At 63.4% G+C, this 18,124-nt stretch carries 19 protein-coding genes; 6 read left to right on the top strand and 13 right to left on the bottom strand.

Translation table 11 applies throughout. From position 1 onward, the window contains the following. Window positions 1-249 precede the first annotated feature (249 nt). The 3 genes from PHO31112_RS16590 (at window position 250) to PHO31112_RS16600 (ending at window position 3,909) form a co-directional block, all read left to right on the top strand. Window positions 250-825: a DUF4126 domain-containing protein gene (locus tag PHO31112_RS16590; protein WP_150621492.1), complete on the top strand. Its 576-nt coding sequence runs from the start codon at window positions 250-252 to the stop codon at window positions 823-825. A gap of 7 nt (window positions 826-832) precedes the next feature. Continuing rightward, complete coding sequence (locus PHO31112_RS16595) at window positions 833-3,382, top strand: ABC transporter permease (protein ID WP_246178302.1); 2,550 nt, start codon at window positions 833-835, stop codon at window positions 3,380-3,382. Window positions 3,383-3,468: 86 nt separating this feature from the next. Further along, window positions 3,469-3,909, top strand: a complete 441-nt coding sequence (locus PHO31112_RS16600; protein WP_150621493.1) for a group II truncated hemoglobin — start codon at window positions 3,469-3,471, stop codon at window positions 3,907-3,909. Window positions 3,910-4,064: 155 nt separating this feature from the next. Here PHO31112_RS16600 and PHO31112_RS16605 read toward each other — a convergent pair whose 3' ends face one another. Further along, the gene (locus PHO31112_RS16605; RefSeq protein ID WP_150621494.1) at window positions 4,065-5,069 is read right to left on the bottom strand and encodes a hypothetical protein; all 1,005 of its coding nucleotides are present in this window, start codon (window positions 5,067-5,069) and stop codon (window positions 4,065-4,067) included. A gap of 26 nt (window positions 5,070-5,095) precedes the next feature. Continuing rightward, a complete protein-coding gene (locus PHO31112_RS16610) occupies window positions 5,096-5,533 on the bottom strand; it encodes a hypothetical protein (RefSeq protein WP_150621495.1) in 438 nt (145 codons plus the stop codon). A 362-nt stretch (window positions 5,534-5,895) separates the two neighbouring features. Between PHO31112_RS16610 and PHO31112_RS16615 the strand changes: the two genes are divergently transcribed. Both PHO31112_RS16615 and PHO31112_RS16620 read left to right on the top strand, forming a co-directional pair. Beyond that, window positions 5,896-6,627, top strand: a complete 732-nt coding sequence (locus PHO31112_RS16615; protein WP_150621496.1) for an alanyl-tRNA editing protein — start codon at window positions 5,896-5,898, stop codon at window positions 6,625-6,627. Between the two features lie 55 nt (window positions 6,628-6,682). Then, the gene (locus tag PHO31112_RS16620) at window positions 6,683-7,294 is read left to right on the top strand and encodes a DUF924 family protein (RefSeq protein ID WP_150621497.1); all 612 of its coding nucleotides are present in this window, start codon (window positions 6,683-6,685) and stop codon (window positions 7,292-7,294) included. Between the two features lie 18 nt (window positions 7,295-7,312). Here PHO31112_RS16620 and PHO31112_RS16625 read toward each other — a convergent pair whose 3' ends face one another. The 11 genes from PHO31112_RS16625 to PHO31112_RS16675 all read right to left on the bottom strand — a co-directional run bounded on the left by PHO31112_RS16625 (window position 7,313) and on the right by PHO31112_RS16675 (window position 15,892). After that, window positions 7,313-7,822 (bottom strand): DUF2062 domain-containing protein, encoded by a 510-nt coding sequence (locus tag PHO31112_RS16625; RefSeq protein ID WP_150621498.1) that lies wholly within the window; start codon window positions 7,820-7,822, stop codon window positions 7,313-7,315. Window positions 7,823-8,076: 254 nt separating this feature from the next. Then, on the bottom strand, window positions 8,077-8,673 hold the full coding sequence (locus PHO31112_RS16630) for an LOG family protein (RefSeq protein WP_150621499.1): 597 nt from the start codon (window positions 8,671-8,673) through the stop codon (window positions 8,077-8,079). A 3-nt stretch (window positions 8,674-8,676) separates the two neighbouring features. Next, complete coding sequence (locus PHO31112_RS16635) at window positions 8,677-9,348, bottom strand: TetR/AcrR family transcriptional regulator (protein WP_150621500.1); 672 nt, start codon at window positions 9,346-9,348, stop codon at window positions 8,677-8,679. A 141-nt stretch (window positions 9,349-9,489) separates the two neighbouring features. Next, complete coding sequence (locus PHO31112_RS16640) at window positions 9,490-9,924, bottom strand: diacylglycerol kinase (RefSeq protein WP_150621501.1); 435 nt, start codon at window positions 9,922-9,924, stop codon at window positions 9,490-9,492. A 38-nt stretch (window positions 9,925-9,962) separates the two neighbouring features. Continuing rightward, complete coding sequence (locus PHO31112_RS16645; RefSeq protein WP_150621502.1) at window positions 9,963-10,997, bottom strand: glycosyltransferase family 4 protein; 1,035 nt, start codon at window positions 10,995-10,997, stop codon at window positions 9,963-9,965. Window positions 10,998-11,171: 174 nt separating this feature from the next. Beyond that, window positions 11,172-12,128: a UDP-2,3-diacylglucosamine diphosphatase gene (locus PHO31112_RS16650; protein ID WP_425495209.1), complete on the bottom strand. Its 957-nt coding sequence runs from the start codon at window positions 12,126-12,128 to the stop codon at window positions 11,172-11,174. Between the two features lie 149 nt (window positions 12,129-12,277). After that, window positions 12,278-13,234 (bottom strand): esterase/lipase family protein, encoded by a 957-nt coding sequence (locus PHO31112_RS16655; RefSeq protein ID WP_150621503.1) that lies wholly within the window; start codon window positions 13,232-13,234, stop codon window positions 12,278-12,280. Then, a complete protein-coding gene (locus PHO31112_RS16660; protein ID WP_150621504.1) occupies window positions 13,231-13,803 on the bottom strand; it encodes an RDD family protein in 573 nt (190 codons plus the stop codon). Before PHO31112_RS16660 ends, PHO31112_RS16655 begins: the two co-directional genes overlap by 4 nt. A gap of 247 nt (window positions 13,804-14,050) precedes the next feature. Then, a complete protein-coding gene (locus PHO31112_RS16665; protein WP_174995756.1) occupies window positions 14,051-14,881 on the bottom strand; it encodes a DUF3106 domain-containing protein in 831 nt (276 codons plus the stop codon). 22 nt (window positions 14,882-14,903) lie between these two features. After that, complete coding sequence (locus PHO31112_RS16670; RefSeq protein WP_150621506.1) at window positions 14,904-15,323, bottom strand: DUF3619 family protein; 420 nt, start codon at window positions 15,321-15,323, stop codon at window positions 14,904-14,906. Next, complete coding sequence (locus PHO31112_RS16675) at window positions 15,320-15,892, bottom strand: RNA polymerase sigma factor (RefSeq protein ID WP_150621507.1); 573 nt, start codon at window positions 15,890-15,892, stop codon at window positions 15,320-15,322. The genes PHO31112_RS16670 and PHO31112_RS16675 overlap by 4 nt, the downstream gene beginning before the upstream one ends. Before the next feature lie 449 nt (window positions 15,893-16,341). On the opposite strand from PHO31112_RS16675, the gene PHO31112_RS16680 reads away from it, so the two are divergent. Next, window positions 16,342-18,111, top strand: a complete 1,770-nt coding sequence (locus PHO31112_RS16680) for an acetolactate synthase 3 catalytic subunit (RefSeq protein WP_150621508.1) — start codon at window positions 16,342-16,344, stop codon at window positions 18,109-18,111. Window positions 18,112-18,124: the final 13 nt, after the last annotated feature.

Here is an 18,124-nt window from a genome sequence, read left to right on the forward strand (position 1 = left end):
GAACCGGGCCATATCCCCCAACTTCCGGCACCGGTGGTGCGTTGCCGCAACGCGCGGCATAATGACGCGGTAGCGGTCGAATTACCTTTCGATGGCCGTCCGGCGGCAAGGGAGCGTCTCCGGTCTGCGCCGGTCACTTCAGTCCGGATGGCGTGGCGGCAATGCGCGTTGCCGGTTGGCCGTTATCGCGTCGGCGGTCTGAGGCGCGTGATCGTGCGACGCCGTCATGTCGGCGGCAGCGAGGTCACCATGCTTGAATCGATTGCGCTGGGCGCAGGGCTGTCTTGGGGCAGTGGTCTGCGGTTGTACCTGACGGTGTTCTGCGCGGGGCTGGCGGCACGTCTGGGTTGGTTGCATCTGCCGCCGTCGCTGATGGTGCTGACGTCGACGTGGGTGATTGCCGTGGCCGGTGTGCTGGCTGTCATCGAGTTCGTTGCCGACAAAATCCCCTTCGTCGATAGTGCCTGGGACGCGGTGCATACCTTCATCCGCATTCCTGCGGGGATTGTGCTGGGGGCGGCGGCGCTGGGGCAGATGGACCCGACGGTCACGGTGCTGGCCGGTCTGGCGGGCGGTGCGCTGGCGGGAACGGCGCATCTGGCCAAAGCGGGTAGCCGCGCGCTAATCAACACGTCGCCGGAACCTTTCTCCAATGTTGCGGCCTCAGCCGGCGAAGATATCTCCACGGTGGGCGGACTGGCGCTTGCGTTCTTCCTTCCCGCCGTTTTTCTCGTGATGTTGCTGGTCTTCGTCGTGCTGGCGTGGTGGTGGCTGCCCCGCGTCTGGCGCGGGTGGCGCTCGTTGCTGGCGCGGGTCAAAGGATAGAGGAACGATGGGGTTCACTGAGGTTGCCCGCCAAGCATGGCGGATGTTCCAGCGCGACTGGCGCGCAGGCGAGTTGCATCTGCTTCTCGTGGCGTTGTTGCTGGCGGTCGGCGCACTCTCCAGCGTAGGTTTTCTCTCGGATCGGATGCAGGTCGGGCTCGAGCGTGACGCGCGGCAGATGCTCGCCGCCGATCTCGTCGTTCGCAGCGACGCTCCGTTGTCACCCGAATTCACCCGTCAGGCGCAAGCCGACGGGCTGGCGACGGCCGTCGTCGCCAATTTCCCCAGCATGGCCAGTGCCATTGCACAAAGCGGACAGGTCGGTGCGAGCCGTCTGTCGTCGCTCAAGGCCGTCAGTGACGGTTATCCCTTGCGCGGGCGCGTGCGTACCGCACCTGATGCGGGCGGCGGCACGCCGGATGCTCCCGCCGCCGGTATTCCCGCGCCGGGCACGGTCTGGGTCGATGCCGCATTGCTCGACGCCCTGCATGTCCAACCCGGCGAGTCCATTCGTGTGGGCAATCGGACCTTGCGCGTCGCGGCTGTCATCACGCGCGAGATGGATCGCGGCTATGGCTTCGGATCGCTGGCACCGCGCGTCATGATGCGCTTCGACGAATTGCCGTCGACGGGCCTCGTGCAGTTCGGCAGCCGCATCACTTATCGCCTGTTGTTGGCGGGAACAGATGCTCAGGTCGGCAAGTTCGCGGCGTGGGCACGTCCGGCGGCCGAACAGGCGCGTGGCGTACATCTCGAATCGCTGGAAGAAGGGCAGCCGCAGGTGCGTCAGACGCTCGATCGCGCAGAACGATTCCTGTCGCTGGTCGCATTGCTCGCTGCCGTGCTGGCGGCGGTGGCTGTGGGCATCGCCTCGCGTCGTTACAGCGAACGCCATCTCGACGCTTGTGCCGTGATGCGTTGTCTGGGACTGTCGCGCCGGGCCTTGCGCGGCATGGTGACGATTGAATTCATCGGACTGGGTCTGATCGGCGGCGTGTTGGGCGTCGCGCTTGGCTATGCGGCGCATTGGGTGCTGCTGGCCCAGTTGGGTGACGTGATACCGGCGGGGCTGCCCGCGCCGACGTGGCGTCCGGCGTTTTTCGGCCTGACGAGTGCGCTGGTCATGTTGCTGGGATTCGCTTTGCCGCCGTTGCTCCCGCTGTCGGAGGTCGCACCGCTGCACGTGTTGCGTCGCGACGTGGTGGTGGGCGCCCGCCGGCAAGGATGGCTGGCGTATGGCGCGAGCGCACTCGCCTTCGGCGCACTGCTGCTGTTCGCCGCACGAGACCTGCGCCTCGGCGCGATGGTGGCCGGTGGTTTCGTCGCCGGTGCGGTCGTGTTCGGCGTGCTCGCATGGCTTGCCATTCGCGTGCTGGCGGCCTGGGCACGGCGCCCGAGTGCCGCCGGCGGGGCGATGGGTGGTATCGGATGGCGCTATGCGGTGGCGGGCCTGCGCCGTCGTGGCCTCGGCAGCGCCTTGCAGGTGGTGGCGCTCGGGCTTGGGCTGATGGCGCTGCTGCTGCTTGCCGTCACGCGAAACGATCTGGTCGCGGGCTGGCGTCAGTCGAGTCCGCCGGATGCGCCGAACCGCTTCGTCATCGATATCCAGCCCGGACAGGACGCACCGGTGCTCTCGCAACTGCGCGCGGCGGGGCTACCCGATGTGCAACTCTCCCCGATGATTCGCGCGCGTTTGACCGCCATCAACGGCAAACCGGTGACGGGCGAGCGCTACACGGAAGAGCGAGCGCGGCGTCTGGCCGAGCGCGAGTTCAACCTGTCGTACATGGCGGAGCTGCCCGACGGAAATCGCGTGACGGCCGGGCAGTGGTACGGCGACGCAACGACGCCGCAGATTTCGATGGAAGAAGGCATCGCGAAGACGCTGGGTCTGAAGCTCGGCGATACGCTTCGCTTCGAAGTCACGGGGCAGACCATCGACGCGCCGATCACAAGCCTGCGCAAGCTGGACTGGGGCTCGATGCGCGTGAATTTCTTCGTGGTGATGCCGCCCGCCGCGCTGCGCGATTTCCCGATGACCTGGATCACCTCGTTCCATCTCGAACCGAAGCAGCAACACGTGGCCGACGCGTTGGTGCGCGATTTCCCCAATGTGACGGTGATCGACACAGGCGCGTTGCTCGCACAGATTCAACAGATTCTGTCGCAAGTGATCGATGCGGTGCAGGCGCTTTTCTTCTTCACGCTCGCCGCAGGCGTGCTGGTCTTGTACGCCGCGCTTGCCGGCACGCGCGACGAACGGATGCGCGAGAGCGGTATTCTGCGCGCGCTGGGGGCATCGTCGCGGCAACTGCGCGACGTGCATCTGGCAGAGTTGGTAACGGTTGGCGCGCTGGCCGGACTGCTGGCCGCGCTGGGGGCCGGTGCGCTCGGCTGGGCACTGGCGCGTTACGTCTTCGAGTTCGCGCTGAACTTCAATCCGTGGCTGCCGGTGCTGGGTGTCGGCGCCGGCGTGCTGTGTGCGCTGGTCGGCGGATGGAGTGGCCTGAGAGCCGTGCTGCGTCAGTCGGCGCTACGCACGCTGCGCGAAGTCTGACGCCTGCGGGGGGCGCGGCATTGTGCCGCGTCCAGACGGATGGCCGACGATGGCAGACGTTGTGGGCCTCGGGCACAATAGCGGTCATGACGACCGAAAACACCCCTCAAACCTCTCAGGCAGACGACACGCAGGATACGCCTGCGCAACCGACGGCCTTTTCCCTACTCGGCGGCGAGGATCGCGTACGCGAGCTTGTCGACCGTTTCTACGATTTGATGGACCTGGAATCGGAATTCGCCGGCATTCGCAGCCTGCATCCAGAGGCGCTTGGCGGATCGCGCGATAAGCTCTTCTGGTTCCTGTGCGGGTGGCTGGGCGGCCCCAATCACTACATCGAACGATTCGGGCATCCCATGCTGCGCGCTCGCCATCTGCCGTTCCCGATTGCGACGAGCGAGCGCGACCAATGGCTGCGTTGCATGGCGTGGGCCATGCAGGACATTGGCGTGGAGGCGTCGTTGCAGGAGCGGCTCATGCAGGCGTTTCATGGAACCGCCGATTGGATGCGTAACCGGGCCGGTTAATCGCATGGCTGCGTCAACCGACGATTAGGTGAAGGCGTATGGGAGTGTGCCGGAAGGGCGGACTCGCCCTCCCGGCGCCGAACACGAGAGTCACGGCGTTGTGAGGGATGACGTGCGTGAGCAGGGTGCCGAAACGCAATGCTCACGCGCGTGGCTTACGGTTGCGGACTCTCCGCTTGCGACAGGGTCTCCAGCGCATCATGAAACTCGTCGCCCACTGTCTCCGAAACGAGTGTATGCGTGTCGGATTCGGCGTCGAAGAATTCGTCATCGTCGCCGGATGCCAGGGACGCCGTATCCGCGATGTCTGCGTTATTGGAGTGAGCCGACGGCTGTGCCGCACTCGCGTTCGGCACTCGCGGAATGACCGTCACGCCATTCAGTTCGTAGTCCACCGCCGGACGCGGCGCCATATGCACGTAATCGCGATTGTCTTCCAGCACGACAAAGTTCACGCTGGCCTCTGCCGCCACCACCCTATCCATCGACGCTCGCCTTTCACGGCCATCGATGACCGTTCCCAACACGCGGTTTTGCACGAAGTCGGTGGCCGCCGCCACACCGTCAACGATGGCGGTGCTGGCATCCTCGTTCGCAGCGTCCTTCAACCATGTGGGCACGGTTATGCCCAACGATTCGAGCAATGGCGCGGCACCGTTGTGCACGGCGCCGAACACCAATGGGCCGTTTGTCGCTGCCATATTCAGCACTCCACCGTACTCTCGCAGTAAGTTGACACCTTGCCACTGGCCTAGTGCCTGGAAGATGTTCGTATCACGAATCTCAGTGCCCGGAATGTCGGGCGAGTCGTTGTACTTCTTGGCAGCGAGGATCAGGTTCGCAAGCTGTACGAAGGCGGAAATGGCATGAAGCGGAATATCGACATACTCTTTCCAGTCGTGTTCCATCGTGGCGGCGGAAACGCTCAGCGCCGTGGTCTTGGCGATGACGTTGACGACATGGCCGATGAGGGCGGCGTTGCGAGCGCCGCGATGCGTTTGAACGGTGCTCTGAAACTCTTCCCAACGCCCCGCCATCAGATCCTTGGGCGCTTCCGGCATGGTGATTTGCACCTGGGCGCTCCCACCCGCGTTCGCGGTGTAGGAGACTTGAGGGACGTGAGCGGGCTGAATGGAGGACGAAGCATTACCTATCGTCATGAGAATCTCCCGGAGATGAGTTGGCGTTAGATCGTGGCGAGAAAGCGTTCGGCGTCGGCGCCGACGTCGGCATAGGCCGCGTTTTCCCGGGAGGTCTCGAGGGCGTGCAAGGCCAGGTCGCGTGCGAGCGCAGCGTCGCCCAGCTTCGCCAGACACTGGGCGCAAATCAGCGTGGGTTGAGGGTCGTCGGGCGTGAACATCGACACTGTGCCGAGTGGCGCGATGGCGAGCGCGTATTCCTCTCGCGCGAAGTGCGCGTAGCCGACCAGCTTGTTCACACTGATGTCCAGCGGACGTTCCTTGAGGAGTGGATAGAGCCGATGGAGAGCCGCTTCGTAATCGGCGGCGTTGTAGGCGTCGCGCGCTTCCTGATAGCGCAGGGTGGCCGTGTCGATGGGCGCTGAGTGCGCAGGCCCGGTGACGCCGCCACGAGAGGGCGGGGGGGAGTGTCGCGTGGAGTGCATGAGGGTGGCTTTCCGGTTTGCATCGTTTCGGATTGACAAGCACCACGCAGGTGGTGCTCTGACGAATGTTATGGTCGACGCCATAACCGTCTCTTTCGAATCGTGGACGACAATGTCGTCCGCCCTCTATACGTCAACACATTGGGAAAAATGGGGTGTCACGCGCTCCGCGTATGCCCAATTTGACGACGTTGGGCCGATGCCGTGAAACCTTCGCCTGGCGGTGTCATCAGCGGTGTCCGCTACAACGAAGACATGCCCGTCAGCACGCAACGACCGTACTGGCGCTTCGGCGCCGGATTGTCCCTTGTCATGTATGCGCAGTTCGCGCGACCATACAACGTTAAATAAGGAGACGCCCCATGACTACCGAAGCCCTCTTTCGACAAGACGCCTATCTGCGTCAGTGCGAGGCGCGCATCACGCATATCGACGAGACGGGCATCATGCTCGATCGCACCGTGTTCTATCCGCTGGGCGGCGGGCAAGCGGGAGATGCAGGGGGCTTCGTCCTTGCGGATGGCACAAGACTGACCATTGCCGACACGCGTAAGTCGAAGCAAGACGGTGCGACGCCGGACGACGCGGTGCATGTGCCCGCCGAGGGGCAGGAGGACTTGTTGGCGCGGGTGTCCGTTGGCGACGCCGTGCGTGCCGAAATCGACTGGGAGCGGCGCTTCCGTCATATGCGTTTTCATACGGCGTCGCATCTGATGTGCGCCGTGCTGCCGCACCCGGTCGACGGGTGCAGCATTACGACGGAGTACGCGCGACTCGACTTCGTCACGAACGAGCCGATCGAACGCGAGACGGTCGAAGCGGGATTGGCAGCGTTGGTGGCGGCGGCACGGCCGGTGGCCATCGACAGCATCAGCGACGAGGAGATGGCTGCGCGTCCCGAGCTGGTGCGCACGATGAGCGTGAAGCCGCCGGTGGGGCTGGGACGCGTGCGCCTGGTGCGTATCGAGGGGGTCGATCTGCAACCTTGCGGTGGCACGCATGTGGCCAACACGGCGGAGATTGGTGCGTTACGCGTGGCCAAGATCGAGAAGAAGACCTCACGCACGCGCCGGGTGGTGTTGGCGTTCGCCTGAGTCTGGCATCATGCGAGCCATCCCCTCCTGTTCTTCCCCCGCATCAGGACTATCGATGGCGACTCCGGCAGCAGACATTTCCTCGCAAGCGCAACCCTGGCAAGCCGTGCTCGATTTCTGGTTCGGCACCCCGGATTCTCCGGAATACGGCCTGTCGCGCCCGGAGTGGTTTCGTAAATCGGAGACGTTCGATGAAGAGATACGTACCCGCTTTGGTGCGCTGCATGCTCAGGCGCTCGCCGGGGAGTTGGCGGGCTGGGCGCAAACGCCGATCGGTGCCTGCGCGTTGATCGTGGTGCTCGATCAGTTCTCCCGCAATTTGTTCCGGCATCAGGCGAAAGCGTTTGCGGGCGATGCACTCGCGTTAGCCGTCGCGCGTCGTTTGGTAGAGGCCGGTGGCGATCAGCGTTTGCCAACCGCGCAGCATCGCGTATTCGTTTATCTGCCGTTCGAACACGACGAATCACTGGAGAGTCAGCATCTCTCGCTGGCGTTGTACGAGCAACTGGCGAAGGTGTCGGGGCTGGTCGATAACCTCGATTACGCGCGCAAACACGCGGTCGTTATCGAGCGTTTCGGACGCTATCCGCATCGCAATGCGGCATTGGGGCGTGCCTCGACGCCGGAGGAAATCGCTTTTCTGAAGGAGCCGGGTTCGTCGTTCTGACGACGGCCGGCGTTGCGCTCAGGCCCGGCGGCGTTGCCGCCATTGGATCGCGTAGTATCCGATGACGTAAGCGAGCAGACCGCCGACGACGGCACAGGCGGTGAGGCCTGCCGCCAGATACAGCGTCGCGGTGCCGAAGTCGAAATTCTTCAATTGGGACCAGAGGCTCTCGCTGGCCCGCGCGGCGGCCGCCACCGTTGCCTCGATCTCCGCCTGTGGCGGCCAATCGAACATCCAGCGGCCCAGACGATGCGCCCCCAGGTAGACGAAAGGCGCCGTCAGCGGATTGGTCACCAGCGTGCCGGCAGCCGCGACGAAGAGATTCCCGCGCAGCAAAGCCGCCGCGAGAATGGCCACCAGCATCTGACCAAACGGAATCAGAATTCCGAAAAATACGCCGCACGCCAGTCCGATGGCCACGCCACGCGGCGTGGGCTGCCACAAGCTACGGCGCAGCAGCAGGTCGGCATGCGGGCGTAGCCAGCGTGAACGCAGCAGCCGCATCGGGCGAAGCATCTTTAACATCATGGGCAGGTTGCTCGTCGAGGAATGTGTTGACCCAGGCGGGCGTGAGGCGGTGGCGTGAGTGAATTACCCGCACGCAACGGATGTCTGAGTGCTGTGCACCGAAGGAGTTCAATGGCGAGGCGACGGCACGCTGTGCGCGATGCCCCGGTGTGGCAGGCCACAATGGCTGGATAACGACTGGATAATGGCCGGGAGAAGCGAATGCTGGCGCTACGCAGCGGAGGTGCCGCCGCGCAGCGATCACGCCGATACGCTCAGATCTGCGTACGCTGATGCGCCCAGCGATCGACTTGCGACGGCTTGAAGTGTCGCATTGTTTCGAGCAGCGTCTCGGGCGACGCGGCGACTTGCAACTGATCGAGCTGCGCGTCCTTGAGGAACTGTTCCGTCACCATCGATTGGAGGAACACCATCAGCGGGTCGTAATACTGCTCGACGTTGAGCAGACCGATCGGCTTCGCGTGGTAGCCGATTTGCAGCCACGTGAAGACTTCGAACAGCTCTTCGCATGTGCCGATGCCACCGGGCATGGCGATGAAGGCATCCGACAGGTCGGCCATCATCTGCTTGCGCTGGTGCATGTTCTCGACGACGTGCAACTGCGTTAGCCCGGTGTGGCCGACTTCCTTTTCCATCAGTGCTTTCGGAATGATGCCGACGACCTGACCGCCATGGGCCAGCACGGCGTCGGCGATGATGCCCATCAGCCCGACCTTGCCGCCGCCGTATACGAGGCGAATGCCTGCTTCGGCCATGCGACGGCCCAGCTCACGCGCGGCCTCGGCATACGCGGGACGCACGCCCGTGGCGGCGCCGCAATAGATACAAATGGATTTGACTTCCGACGACATACTTTACTGCGCTCCGTTGGATGCTGACGCCTTGCGCGCCATTTCATCGTACATCTCCCGCGCATGGCCCTTCAGGTAGGGCGCCATTTGCGAGAGGATGTGATAGCTTGCCTGATGCAGCCCGGCGCCGATTTCTTCCGGATCGTTGTATTTGCGCGGGTTCATCACGAATTGATAGGAAAGCCAGTACGTGGAAAGCACCACCATGTTGGTGGTTACCACGTCGATCTGCTCCGGCGTGATCTCCATTTCCCCATCGGCCACAAGCAGGTCGCACATCTCGCGTGCGAAACGCCGTTTGTGGCCCACGATCTGCTTGAAGTGTGTCTCAAGCGTGCGATTGCGCGCGAGTAGATCGTTCAGGTCGCGATAAAGAAAACGGAAACGCCACAGAAATTCGGACATGTACTGGAGGTACGTTCCGACTTCGTCCAGGTCCGGCTTGTGATCGTCAGGCAGCCGCAGTCGCCGTTCGATTTCCTGTTCGAACTGCGCAAAGATGCTGTTGATGATGTCGTCTTTGTTGCGGAAATGATAGTACAGATTGCCGGGGCTGATTTTCATCTCCTCGGCAATCGTGGTGGTCGTTACATTCGGTTCACCGATTTCATTGAAGAGTCGTAGCGACACTTCAAGAATTCGTTCGCGGGTTCGGCGTGGCGGCTTTGCTTCCATGTCTGTCGGCCCCGGTTAGCGGCAAGCTCGGCGAAGGATGTTCTCCGCTTGCGTTTATCAGTTGAGTATCAGGTATACGGCGACCGATTATACCCGGCAGCCGCGTACTGCCAAGCATAGGAGAGGGGGCTCGAAGCGATATCAGAAAAGCGCCGTACGTACCAGATCGACGATGACGGGCCCGGCGAGCGAGACCCAGGTGAGCAGGCAAAATCCAAGTGCGACGAGGACCGCCGCACTTCCGAAATCCTTCGCGCGCTTGGAGAGTTCGTGCCGTTCGAGCGAAATGCGGTCGATGGCGGCCTCGATGCTGGAATTGACCAGTTCGATGATGAGCACGAGCAGAACCGAACCGATGAGCAGTACGCGCTCGACGGCGGTGACATGCAGGAAGATCGCCGCTGGCAGGAGGATGGCGGCGAGCGCCAGTTCCTGCCGGAAAGCGCTCTCTTCGAACACGGCGAACTTGAAGCCGGACAAGGAGTACTTCAGGGCGCGCCAGGCGCGCATGACGCCCCGGTTGCCCTTGTACGGATTCGGCTGTTTGTCGCGTGGCGGCGGGTGGTCGATGAACAAGCGTCAGGTTCCTCGCCGCAACGGGCTCTGGAGGTGGGTCAGATCGCGGGCGCGAGCGACGGCTCGGGCTTGCGCGGATGCAGATGCGAGACGAACTCTTCGGAAGCTGCCTGCCACGAGAACCGCTCGGCCCAGGCCCGTGCGCTTGTGCGCGAGACTTTCAGCGCGTCGAGGCAAGCCTCGCGCAAATCCTCCCGCAGTGCGCCGGCGTTGCCTTCGGGGCAGCCGTCGAGCACGTCGATCGGGCCGGTCACCGGGTAGGCCGCCACCGGCAGGCCGCAGGCCATCGCTTCGAGCAGCACGAGACCAAAAGTATCGGTGCGGCTCGGGAAGACAAATACGTCGGCCGACGCATAGACCTTTGCCAGCTCGGGCTGGGAGAGCATGCCGAGGTAATTCACGTCAGGGTAGCGCGAACGGAGTTCGGCCAGTTGCGGCCCTTCGCCCGCGACCCACTTCGAGCCCGGCAGATCCAGCTTCAGGAAGGCTTCGATGTTCTTCTCCACGGCAACGCGTCCCACGTAGAGGAAAATCGGATGTGCTGAATTTAGCACATGTGCGTCCTGCACACGGAAGATGTCGAGGTCGACGCCGCGCGTCCACAGCACCACATTCCGGAAGCCGTTTGCTTCGAGATCGCGCTTGACCACTGGCGTCGGCGCCATCACGGCACGCGACGGCTTGTGAAACCAGCGCAAAAAGCGATAGGTCGTGTTCAGCGGAAAGCCGAAACGCGCCTGCACATACTCGGGAAAGCGCGTGTGGTACGCCGTGGTGAACGGGAAGTCGTTCCGTATTGCCCATTTGCGTGCGGCCATGCCGAGCGGGCCTTCGGTGGCGATGTGAAGGGCGTCCGGGCCGAATTCCTCGATGCGGCGCGACACACGGCCGCCGGCGAAGAACGCAAGGCGGATTTCCGGATAGGTCGGGCACGGTATCGTGCGGAATTCCTGAGGCGTGAGCAGCTCGACGCGATGGCCGGCGGCTTCCAACTGAGCGCGCGTGTTCTTCAACGTGCGAACCACGCCGTTGATTTGCGGATCCCAGGCGTCGGTGATGATCATGATTTTCATCGGGCGCTCCTTCGCGCACATGGTGCGCATCGGTGACACACGCGCAGCCGCGCGTGCGGGGGGCGCACGCGCGGCAATGCTGTGCCGTGTGTGCGAACAGGGTTATCGACCCGGTCTCGCTTGAATTGCCGCGATCACGGGGTGGGGGGAGCAGACAATGCCCGTATAGTCCGGTCAGGCGCTGACCGGCGTGGCTTTCACGCCGGCTCGCACACGGCGCTTTTGCGTCCAGTGGACGATGCGAAGTTCGCCTTCGGTCGTCTCGACGAGTGCGGAAAGACTCTCGACCCAGTCGCCGTCGTTACAGTAGAGCAGGCCGTCGATCTCGCGAATCTCGGGTTTGTGGATGTGACCGCACACGACGCCGTCGCAACCGCGCCGCCGTGCCTCGTCGGCCATGACATTTTCGAAGGCGGAGATGAAGTTCACGGCGTTTTTCACTTGATGCTTCAGGTACTGCGACAGCGACCAGTACGGGAAGCCGAAGCGCGTGCGCACGCGATTGAACCAGCGATTGAGCAGCAGCGTGAGCGTGTAGAGCGAGTCGCCCAGATACGCGAGCCACTTGGCGTGCTGAATGACGCCGTCGAACAGATCGCCGTGTGTGATCCACAGGCGTTTGCCCGAGAGCGTGGTGTGAAACGCCTCGTCGCGCACCGCAATGTCACCGAACGCCAGCCCGCAGAACTGGCGTGCCGCCTCGTCGTGATTGCCGGGGACGTAGATCACCTGCGTGCCCTTGCGCGCGCGCCGCAGCATCTTCTGCACGACATCGTTGTGTGCCTGCGGCCAGTGCCAGCCTTTACGCAGATGCCAACCGTCGATGATGTCGCCGACCAGATACAGGTAGTCGGACTCGTGGTGGCGCAGGAAGTCGAGCAGGTATTCCGCCTGGCAGCCTTGCGTGCCGAGGTGAATGTCCGAGAGCCAGATCGTGCGGTAGCGGGTGATGCCTTCGGGTGGCGGGTCGAGCGGATCGGGGGTATCGGGCGGCAGATCGATCGTGCCGGGCGGCGTGGCGGGAGGGGGGGCGGGCGGGGCGGTGGGGCGGCCCGGCGGGGTGTCTGCAAAGTGACCGGCGCGAGCCGCAGGTGTTGAGATCGGCAACTCGAAGGTGGGTGTCGTCGTCATAGCGGCTCGCACGTCGCGTTGAACATGCGTGCATTGCGCCATGACTTCGTGAAGGGACGATGACAGTCACGCTCGTGTCGCGAAAGTGTCTTGAGACGTCGCGGCGATGCGACACCGCCGGCCAGCCTCGCGCGCTGACGACGCCCGATTCAGACGTTGCGCCGCAGTCCTTGCGCTACGCGCTCGAGTGTTTCGAGCACGAGCGCGCGCGAACGCGGGTGCGTGCCTAGCGATACATGTCCGAGCCGGTCCAGCGCGATGTTGCGGGCGCCGGGCAGCACCGAGGTGCGAGTGGGATAAACAACGTTGTCGTGGAGCGTGTAGATCGACGTGATGCGAGCGCGTGCCGCGTCTGTCTCGCGGTTCGCGAGCGCCACGAGCCACTCGCTGCCGATGCTCATCTGGCGAACGTTCTGGCCAATGCCGCGGCGCGCGTGCAAGGTGCCGAAATGCGGGGAGCCGAGCGTGATGGTGTGCGCGACGGGCAAGGTCGGATAGTGTTGCAGGCAGGCGCGCGCCGCGATTCCTCCCATGCTGTGACCCACGATGACGACGGGCAGCCGAGTGCGTTCGGCAAGCGCTTGCGCGGCGTTTGCGATGCTGGCGGCGTAGTCGTCGATGCTGCCGAACATCGGGCCGAGATTGACGGCGTCGCAGTGATAGCCGGCATCCGCCAGATGGCGCGAAAAACGCAGCCAGAACGCGCGATTGCAGCCATAGCCGTGCAACAACAGTACCGCGACAGGGCGTGCCGGGCCGTTGGGAGAAGGCAATGGGGCGGCGCTGCACCAAGGTTGGTAGAGGTCGAGCAGCAGAATCGACGCCGCACATTCGTATGCCCACACGGCGGTATTCGTGCCGGCCGGTGTGCGCCGTTCGGGCGTCGGGTCGCCGTGCGCGGCCATGATGAAGCCGGCGGCCAGGCCGATAGCGTGCGAGACCGGCAGCCACAGGATGGTCCACAGCACGGTTGTCCAGGGACTGTGCCACGTGACCCAGGTCGCGATGGCGACGACGATGGACAGCGCGACCTCGATGCCGCCGTAGATCAGATGAGGGCGTGACGCGCGCTGCACAGGGAGGTTGGCCGGTGTCGGCGTATTCATTTGCCGAGCACGCTGACGAGACGCGTGCCGGCGAGCCGGTCGTGAACGAACTGGTGACCCGGCATCACGCGCATGGCCAGCGCCCACAGCACGACCCAGCCGGCGAGCAACGCGACACTGCCCCAGCCCGTGAACCCGAGCGCCCAGTCAAGCGCCATGGCAGGCAGTACCCACAACCAGGCGAGCATGTATCGCAGGACGGCGCGGCCGGTGCGCACCGGTTGGCCCTGTGTGTCGACCAGACGTATCTTCCAGGTCTTCATCGCCAGCGTCTGGCCGCCGTGGGTCCAGAACCAGACGAAGTACGCGCCAAGTACAAGGAACAACCAGATTTGCATTGCGTGGCGATACATCAGGCCGCTGCGCTGTTGGGTCAGGGCGCTGAAAAGGTATCCGGCGAGAAAGAGCACGCCGAAGAGCAGCAGGGATTCGTAGACCATGGAGAGCAGGCGGCGTCGCAGCGTTGGCACTGCGTAGCCGTCTGGCGCTGCACCGGCGGGCGTGCGCGGCGATGTGGCGGCGTCGGACGAGCGCGGCGGCGTGGCGGGCTGGGTGGCTGAGTCGGTCATCGCGATGTGGTCTGGAATCTCTTTGTCGGGTGCCCGGCGTCGCGCCGATGCCGTCAATGTGTCAATGTGCCCGCGCGGCACATCATGCGGCGGGCCTGTCGAGCCATCTGCCGCTCATTATGCGGAAGAACGTGCCGAGGGGCCAGTCAGGTGCGTCTGCCCCTTCGGCGTCGGGAATGCAAACGGCCGCCCGAAGGCGGCCGTGGTGGCAAGACGCTGGCTGACGGCGTGGGTCAGTTGGCGTGCGTCAGTTGTGGTGGTAGATCTCGGAGTTGAAGGCCGTGTCGCCGTTCGCGGCCCCAGTGCTGGCACCCGCTGGCGCCGATGCCGTCGTCGACGGTGCCGGGGAGACGGGCATCGGTTGCGCGGCCGCCGGGGCGGATGCGGTAGAAGGCGCCGGGCTCGGCAACGCGCCGTTCTTGGCCGCGGTGACGTTGTCCTTGCGATGCACGGCGGCATACGGATTCTTCACGCCGGTGCGGCCCGATGGCGGCGCACTGACCACGTTGGGATGGTTGGCCTGCTTCTTGTCGTCGGCAGCAAGGCGCTTCTTCTGCTCTTCCGTGAGCTGTTGGTACTGCTGCCATACCTGGGCCTTGCGCTCGGGCGGCAGGGTCTTGGCGTTCTGATAGCTTTCGCGTGCCAGTTTGCGCTGCTCGGGCGTCAGGCGCACCCAGTCGGCCATACGGTCATGCAGACGTTTGCGGCCTTCGGGCGAGAGCGTGTGAAAGCGCTTGGCGATCTCGATCCACTTGTCGCGCTGGCGCTCGTTCATGCGATTCCAGTCCTGCGCGAGCGGGGCGAGGGCTTCCTGCTGGCTCGGTGTGAGCTTGCTCCAGAGACCGCCGGGCGACGGGAGTGCGGCGGCCGGGGCGCTGCCCGGCGCTACGGCGCCCGTCGTGAGACTGCCGACCGGTGCACTGGCCGGGCTGGCGGCGCCGGGCGCCGACGTGCCGGAGATGAGCGGCGGCACGTCGGACACCGGTTCCGGGGTCTGCGAGTGGCGCAGCGCTGCCGTGCCGGCAAGCGCGGCCACGATTAGCGCGGCGACCAGAAGAAGTACGTTGCGTCGCGTCACGGGGCGGTCTTGAATGAGGGAACTACTGGGCACGCTTCAGATACGCGTTGAAACCGTGATCGGCATAGGCCGACAGCGGCAGTTCGTCACTCAATACGGCAGCATCGATATCCGCGAGATCCTGAATGTGCTGCTGATGTTCCCAGTACGCGATACCCGCCAAACCGATCACCAGCGCGGCGAGCGGCCACAACAGGCCCAGCTTGTCGAGCGCGCGCCGCGGCCCGCCGATCTCCGGCGACTGCACGGCACCCACACCCGCGAGCACCAGCGCCGGTTGCACAACGGCGACCGGTTCCGGCTTTTTACGGGTAAGCGCCTCCTGGCGAGCGGCGGCCAGCCGGGCCGCAATATTCGGCGACGGCGTGTCGGACGCTTGGTCCAATGCACGCCGCACGCGATTTGCGAAGCGGATTTCCCTCGTTTCCAGATCGTGACTCATAACCTGATCCCTTTTACCTTCAACGCCTGCGCCAACGCGTGTGTAGCACGCGAACAGTGCGTCTTGACGCTGCCCTCCGAACACCCCATCGTGGCGGCAGTCTCGGCAACGTCCATGTCCTCCCAGTAACGCATGAGGAAGGCTTCTCGTTGACGTGCCGGTAGTTTCTGTATTTCCGTCTCGATGATGGAGAGAATTTCGGCCCGCGAAACAGAATCTTCGCTGCTCTCGGTCTGCACTGACCCGTCCTCGCCCAGCAAGGTTTCCAACGGGTCGAAATCATCGCGTTCGTCGTCGCCGGGGCCGGCGAGATTCGAAAATAGTGTGACCCAGGTGTTGCGCACCTTTTGCCGACGAAAATAGTCGTGGATCGTGTTCTGGAGGATGCGCGTGAACAGCAGCGGTAGGTCGGCCGGCGGCTTGTCGCCGTACTTCTCGGCCAAGCGGATCATCGCATCCTGAACGATATCGAGGGCGGCCTCGTCGTCGCGAACAGCATAGACGGCCTGCTTGAAGGCGCGCCGTTCAATGCCCGCGAGAAAATCCGCCAGTTCCTTGTCAGATGCCATCCGGTGGGGTACACGCAGCGTTAGCCGCTGCGCCTGTGAAATGCCGTGTAAGCGTAAAGATCACGTAAAGTTCGCGTAGTCGGAGCGGATGCTACCAAAAACGCGCTTCGCTGTAACCGCTTTTGCTTCCGGTTGTGTCACGTTACGACGACGCCGGGTTCGCCAGGTTCCTACCGTGTAAGGATTTTGCACCAGCGTGGGGCGGCTCGGCGTGCGATGCGGGAAATTCTGTGCGCCCAACTTCGCGATCATGCTGCAAATGCATAAACCCACTTGACCATTTTGCTGCAAACCGGTAAGGTTGCCAGTTCGCAATATCTGTGATTGTCTCAATATCGGCACGCCTATCCGGGGTGTCCATCATTAAGACGCGCAGCTTGAGCCCGGACCACAAGTTCGCGGGGAGAGCACCCGATCAAAATTTTTGCCGAAACTTTGAAAGGTCGACGATGAACATGCCAAGCGCGGAATTCTCCGAGGCGGAAGCTACACGCCATCAAAACACTTCCGAAGACATGATTGGCGCCGAGATTCTCGTGCGCTCGCTTCAGGAAGAAGGGGTCGAACATCTGTGGGGTTATCCCGGCGGTTCGGTTCTCTACATCTACGACGAACTCTACAAGCAGGACAAGATCCAGCACATTCTGGTGCGCCATGAGCAGGCGGCCGTGCATGCGGCAGACGCTTATTCGCGTTCCACCGACAAAGTCGGCGTGTGCCTCGTGACGTCTGGCCCCGGCGTGACCAATGCGGTCACCGGCATTGCCACGGCGTATATGGATTCGATCCCGCTCGTCATCATTACCGGCCAGGTGCCTACGGCCGCGATCGGCCAGGACGCCTTCCAGGAATGCGACACGGTTGGCATCACGCGCCCGTGCGTCAAGCACAACTTCCTCGTGAAGGACGTGCGCGATCTCGCCTCCACCATCAAGAAAGCCTTCTACATCGCCAAGACGGGCCGTCCGGGCCCGGTGCTGGTCGATATTCCGAAGGATGTGTCCAAGGCGCGCTGCCGCTTCGAGTATCCGAAGTCGGTATCGCTGCGCTCGTATAACCCGGTCACGAAGGGCCACTCGGGTCAGATCCGCAAGGCGATGAGCCTGCTGCTCTCCGCCAAGCGCCCCTATATCTACGCCGGCGGCGGCATCATTCTGGCCGACGCATCGAAGGAACTGAACCAGTTCTGCGACCTGCTCGGCTATCCGGTGACCAACACGCTCATGGGCCTGGGCGGATATCGTGCGAGCGATCCCAAGTTCCTCGGCATGCTTGGCATGCACGGCACGTACGAAGCCAACATGGCCATGCAGCACTGCGACGTGCTCATCGCCATCGGTGCGCGCTTCGACGACCGCGTGATCGGTAATCCGGAGCACTTTTCCGAGCGTGCGCGCAAGATCATTCACGTCGATATCGACCCGTCGTCGATTTCCAAGCGTGTGAAGGTCGATATTCCGATCGTCGGCGACGTGAAGGAAGTGCTGCGCGAAATGATCGAGAATCTGCAAACGGCCGAACATGGCCCGGACACCGAGGCACTGGCCGGCTGGTGGAAGCAGATCGAGGAATGGCGCTCGCGCGATTGCCTCGCGTTCGATCGTCAAAGCGAAATCATCAAGCCGCAGCATGTGGTCGAGACGTACTGGAAGCTCACCGATGGCGATGCCTTCGTGTGCTCGGACGTCGGTCAGCACCAGATGTGGGCCGCGCAATACTATCGCTTCAACAAGCCGCGCCGCTGGATCAACTCGGGCGGTCTGGGCACGATGGGCTTCGGCCTGCCGGCCGCCATGGGCGTGAAGATGGCGCACCCGGATGCCGAAGTCGCGTGTATTACCGGCGAAGGCTCGATCCAGATGTGCATTCAGGAACTCTCGACGTGCCTGCAATACCGCACGCCGATCAAGATTCTGTCGCTCAACAACCGCTATCTGGGCATGGTTCGCCAGTGGCAGCAGATCGAATACAGCAAGCGTTACTCCAGTTCGTACATGGATGCGCTGCCTGACTTCGTGAAGCTCGCCGAGGCCTACGGTCATGTGGGCATGCGCATCGAGAAGTCGTCGGACGTCGAGCCGGCACTGCGCGAGGCGTTGCGCCTGAAGGATCGTACGGTATTCATGGATTTCCAAACGGATCCCACCGAAAACGTCTGGCCGATGGTCCAGGCGGGCAAGGGCATCAGCGAGATGCTGCTCGGTTCGGAAGATCTGTAAACAGAGGCGCGCG

The sequence above is a fragment of the Pandoraea horticolens genome (assembly GCF_902459555.1).
Taxonomy (GTDB): domain Bacteria; phylum Pseudomonadota; class Gammaproteobacteria; order Burkholderiales; family Burkholderiaceae; genus Pandoraea; species Pandoraea horticolens.

Excerpts from the sequence above, each read along its gene's own strand:
- PHO31112_RS16645 (WP_150621502.1), bottom strand. The coding sequence starts at position 10,997 with ATGAAAATCATGATCATCACCGACGCCTGGGATCCGCAAATCAACGGC.
- PHO31112_RS16610 (WP_150621495.1), bottom strand. The coding sequence starts at position 5,533 with ATGCACTCCACGCGACACTCCCCCCCGCCCTCTCGTGGCGGCGTCACC.
- PHO31112_RS16630 (WP_150621499.1), bottom strand. The coding sequence starts at position 8,673 with ATGTCGTCGGAAGTCAAATCCATTTGTATCTATTGCGGCGCCGCCACG.
- PHO31112_RS16625 (WP_150621498.1), bottom strand. The coding sequence starts at position 7,822 with ATGATGTTAAAGATGCTTCGCCCGATGCGGCTGCTGCGTTCACGCTGG.
- PHO31112_RS16670 (WP_150621506.1), bottom strand. The coding sequence starts at position 15,323 with ATGAGTCACGATCTGGAAACGAGGGAAATCCGCTTCGCAAATCGCGTG.
- PHO31112_RS16590 (WP_150621492.1), top strand. The coding sequence starts at position 250 with ATGCTTGAATCGATTGCGCTGGGCGCAGGGCTGTCTTGGGGCAGTGGT.
- PHO31112_RS16595 (WP_246178302.1), top strand. The coding sequence starts at position 833 with ATGGGGTTCACTGAGGTTGCCCGCCAAGCATGGCGGATGTTCCAGCGC.
- PHO31112_RS16615 (WP_150621496.1), top strand. The coding sequence starts at position 5,896 with ATGACTACCGAAGCCCTCTTTCGACAAGACGCCTATCTGCGTCAGTGC.
- PHO31112_RS16600 (WP_150621493.1), top strand. The coding sequence starts at position 3,469 with ATGACGACCGAAAACACCCCTCAAACCTCTCAGGCAGACGACACGCAG.
- PHO31112_RS16680 (WP_150621508.1), top strand. The coding sequence starts at position 16,342 with ATGAACATGCCAAGCGCGGAATTCTCCGAGGCGGAAGCTACACGCCAT.
- PHO31112_RS16655 (WP_150621503.1), bottom strand. The coding sequence starts at position 13,234 with ATGAATACGCCGACACCGGCCAACCTCCCTGTGCAGCGCGCGTCACGC.
- PHO31112_RS16660 (WP_150621504.1), bottom strand. The coding sequence starts at position 13,803 with ATGACCGACTCAGCCACCCAGCCCGCCACGCCGCCGCGCTCGTCCGAC.
- PHO31112_RS16675 (WP_150621507.1), bottom strand. The coding sequence starts at position 15,892 with ATGGCATCTGACAAGGAACTGGCGGATTTTCTCGCGGGCATTGAACGG.
- PHO31112_RS16620 (WP_150621497.1), top strand. The coding sequence starts at position 6,683 with ATGGCGACTCCGGCAGCAGACATTTCCTCGCAAGCGCAACCCTGGCAA.
- PHO31112_RS16605 (WP_150621494.1), bottom strand. The coding sequence starts at position 5,069 with ATGACGATAGGTAATGCTTCGTCCTCCATTCAGCCCGCTCACGTCCCT.
- PHO31112_RS16650 (WP_425495209.1), bottom strand. The coding sequence starts at position 12,128 with ATGACGACGACACCCACCTTCGAGTTGCCGATCTCAACACCTGCGGCT.
- PHO31112_RS16635 (WP_150621500.1), bottom strand. The coding sequence starts at position 9,348 with ATGGAAGCAAAGCCGCCACGCCGAACCCGCGAACGAATTCTTGAAGTG.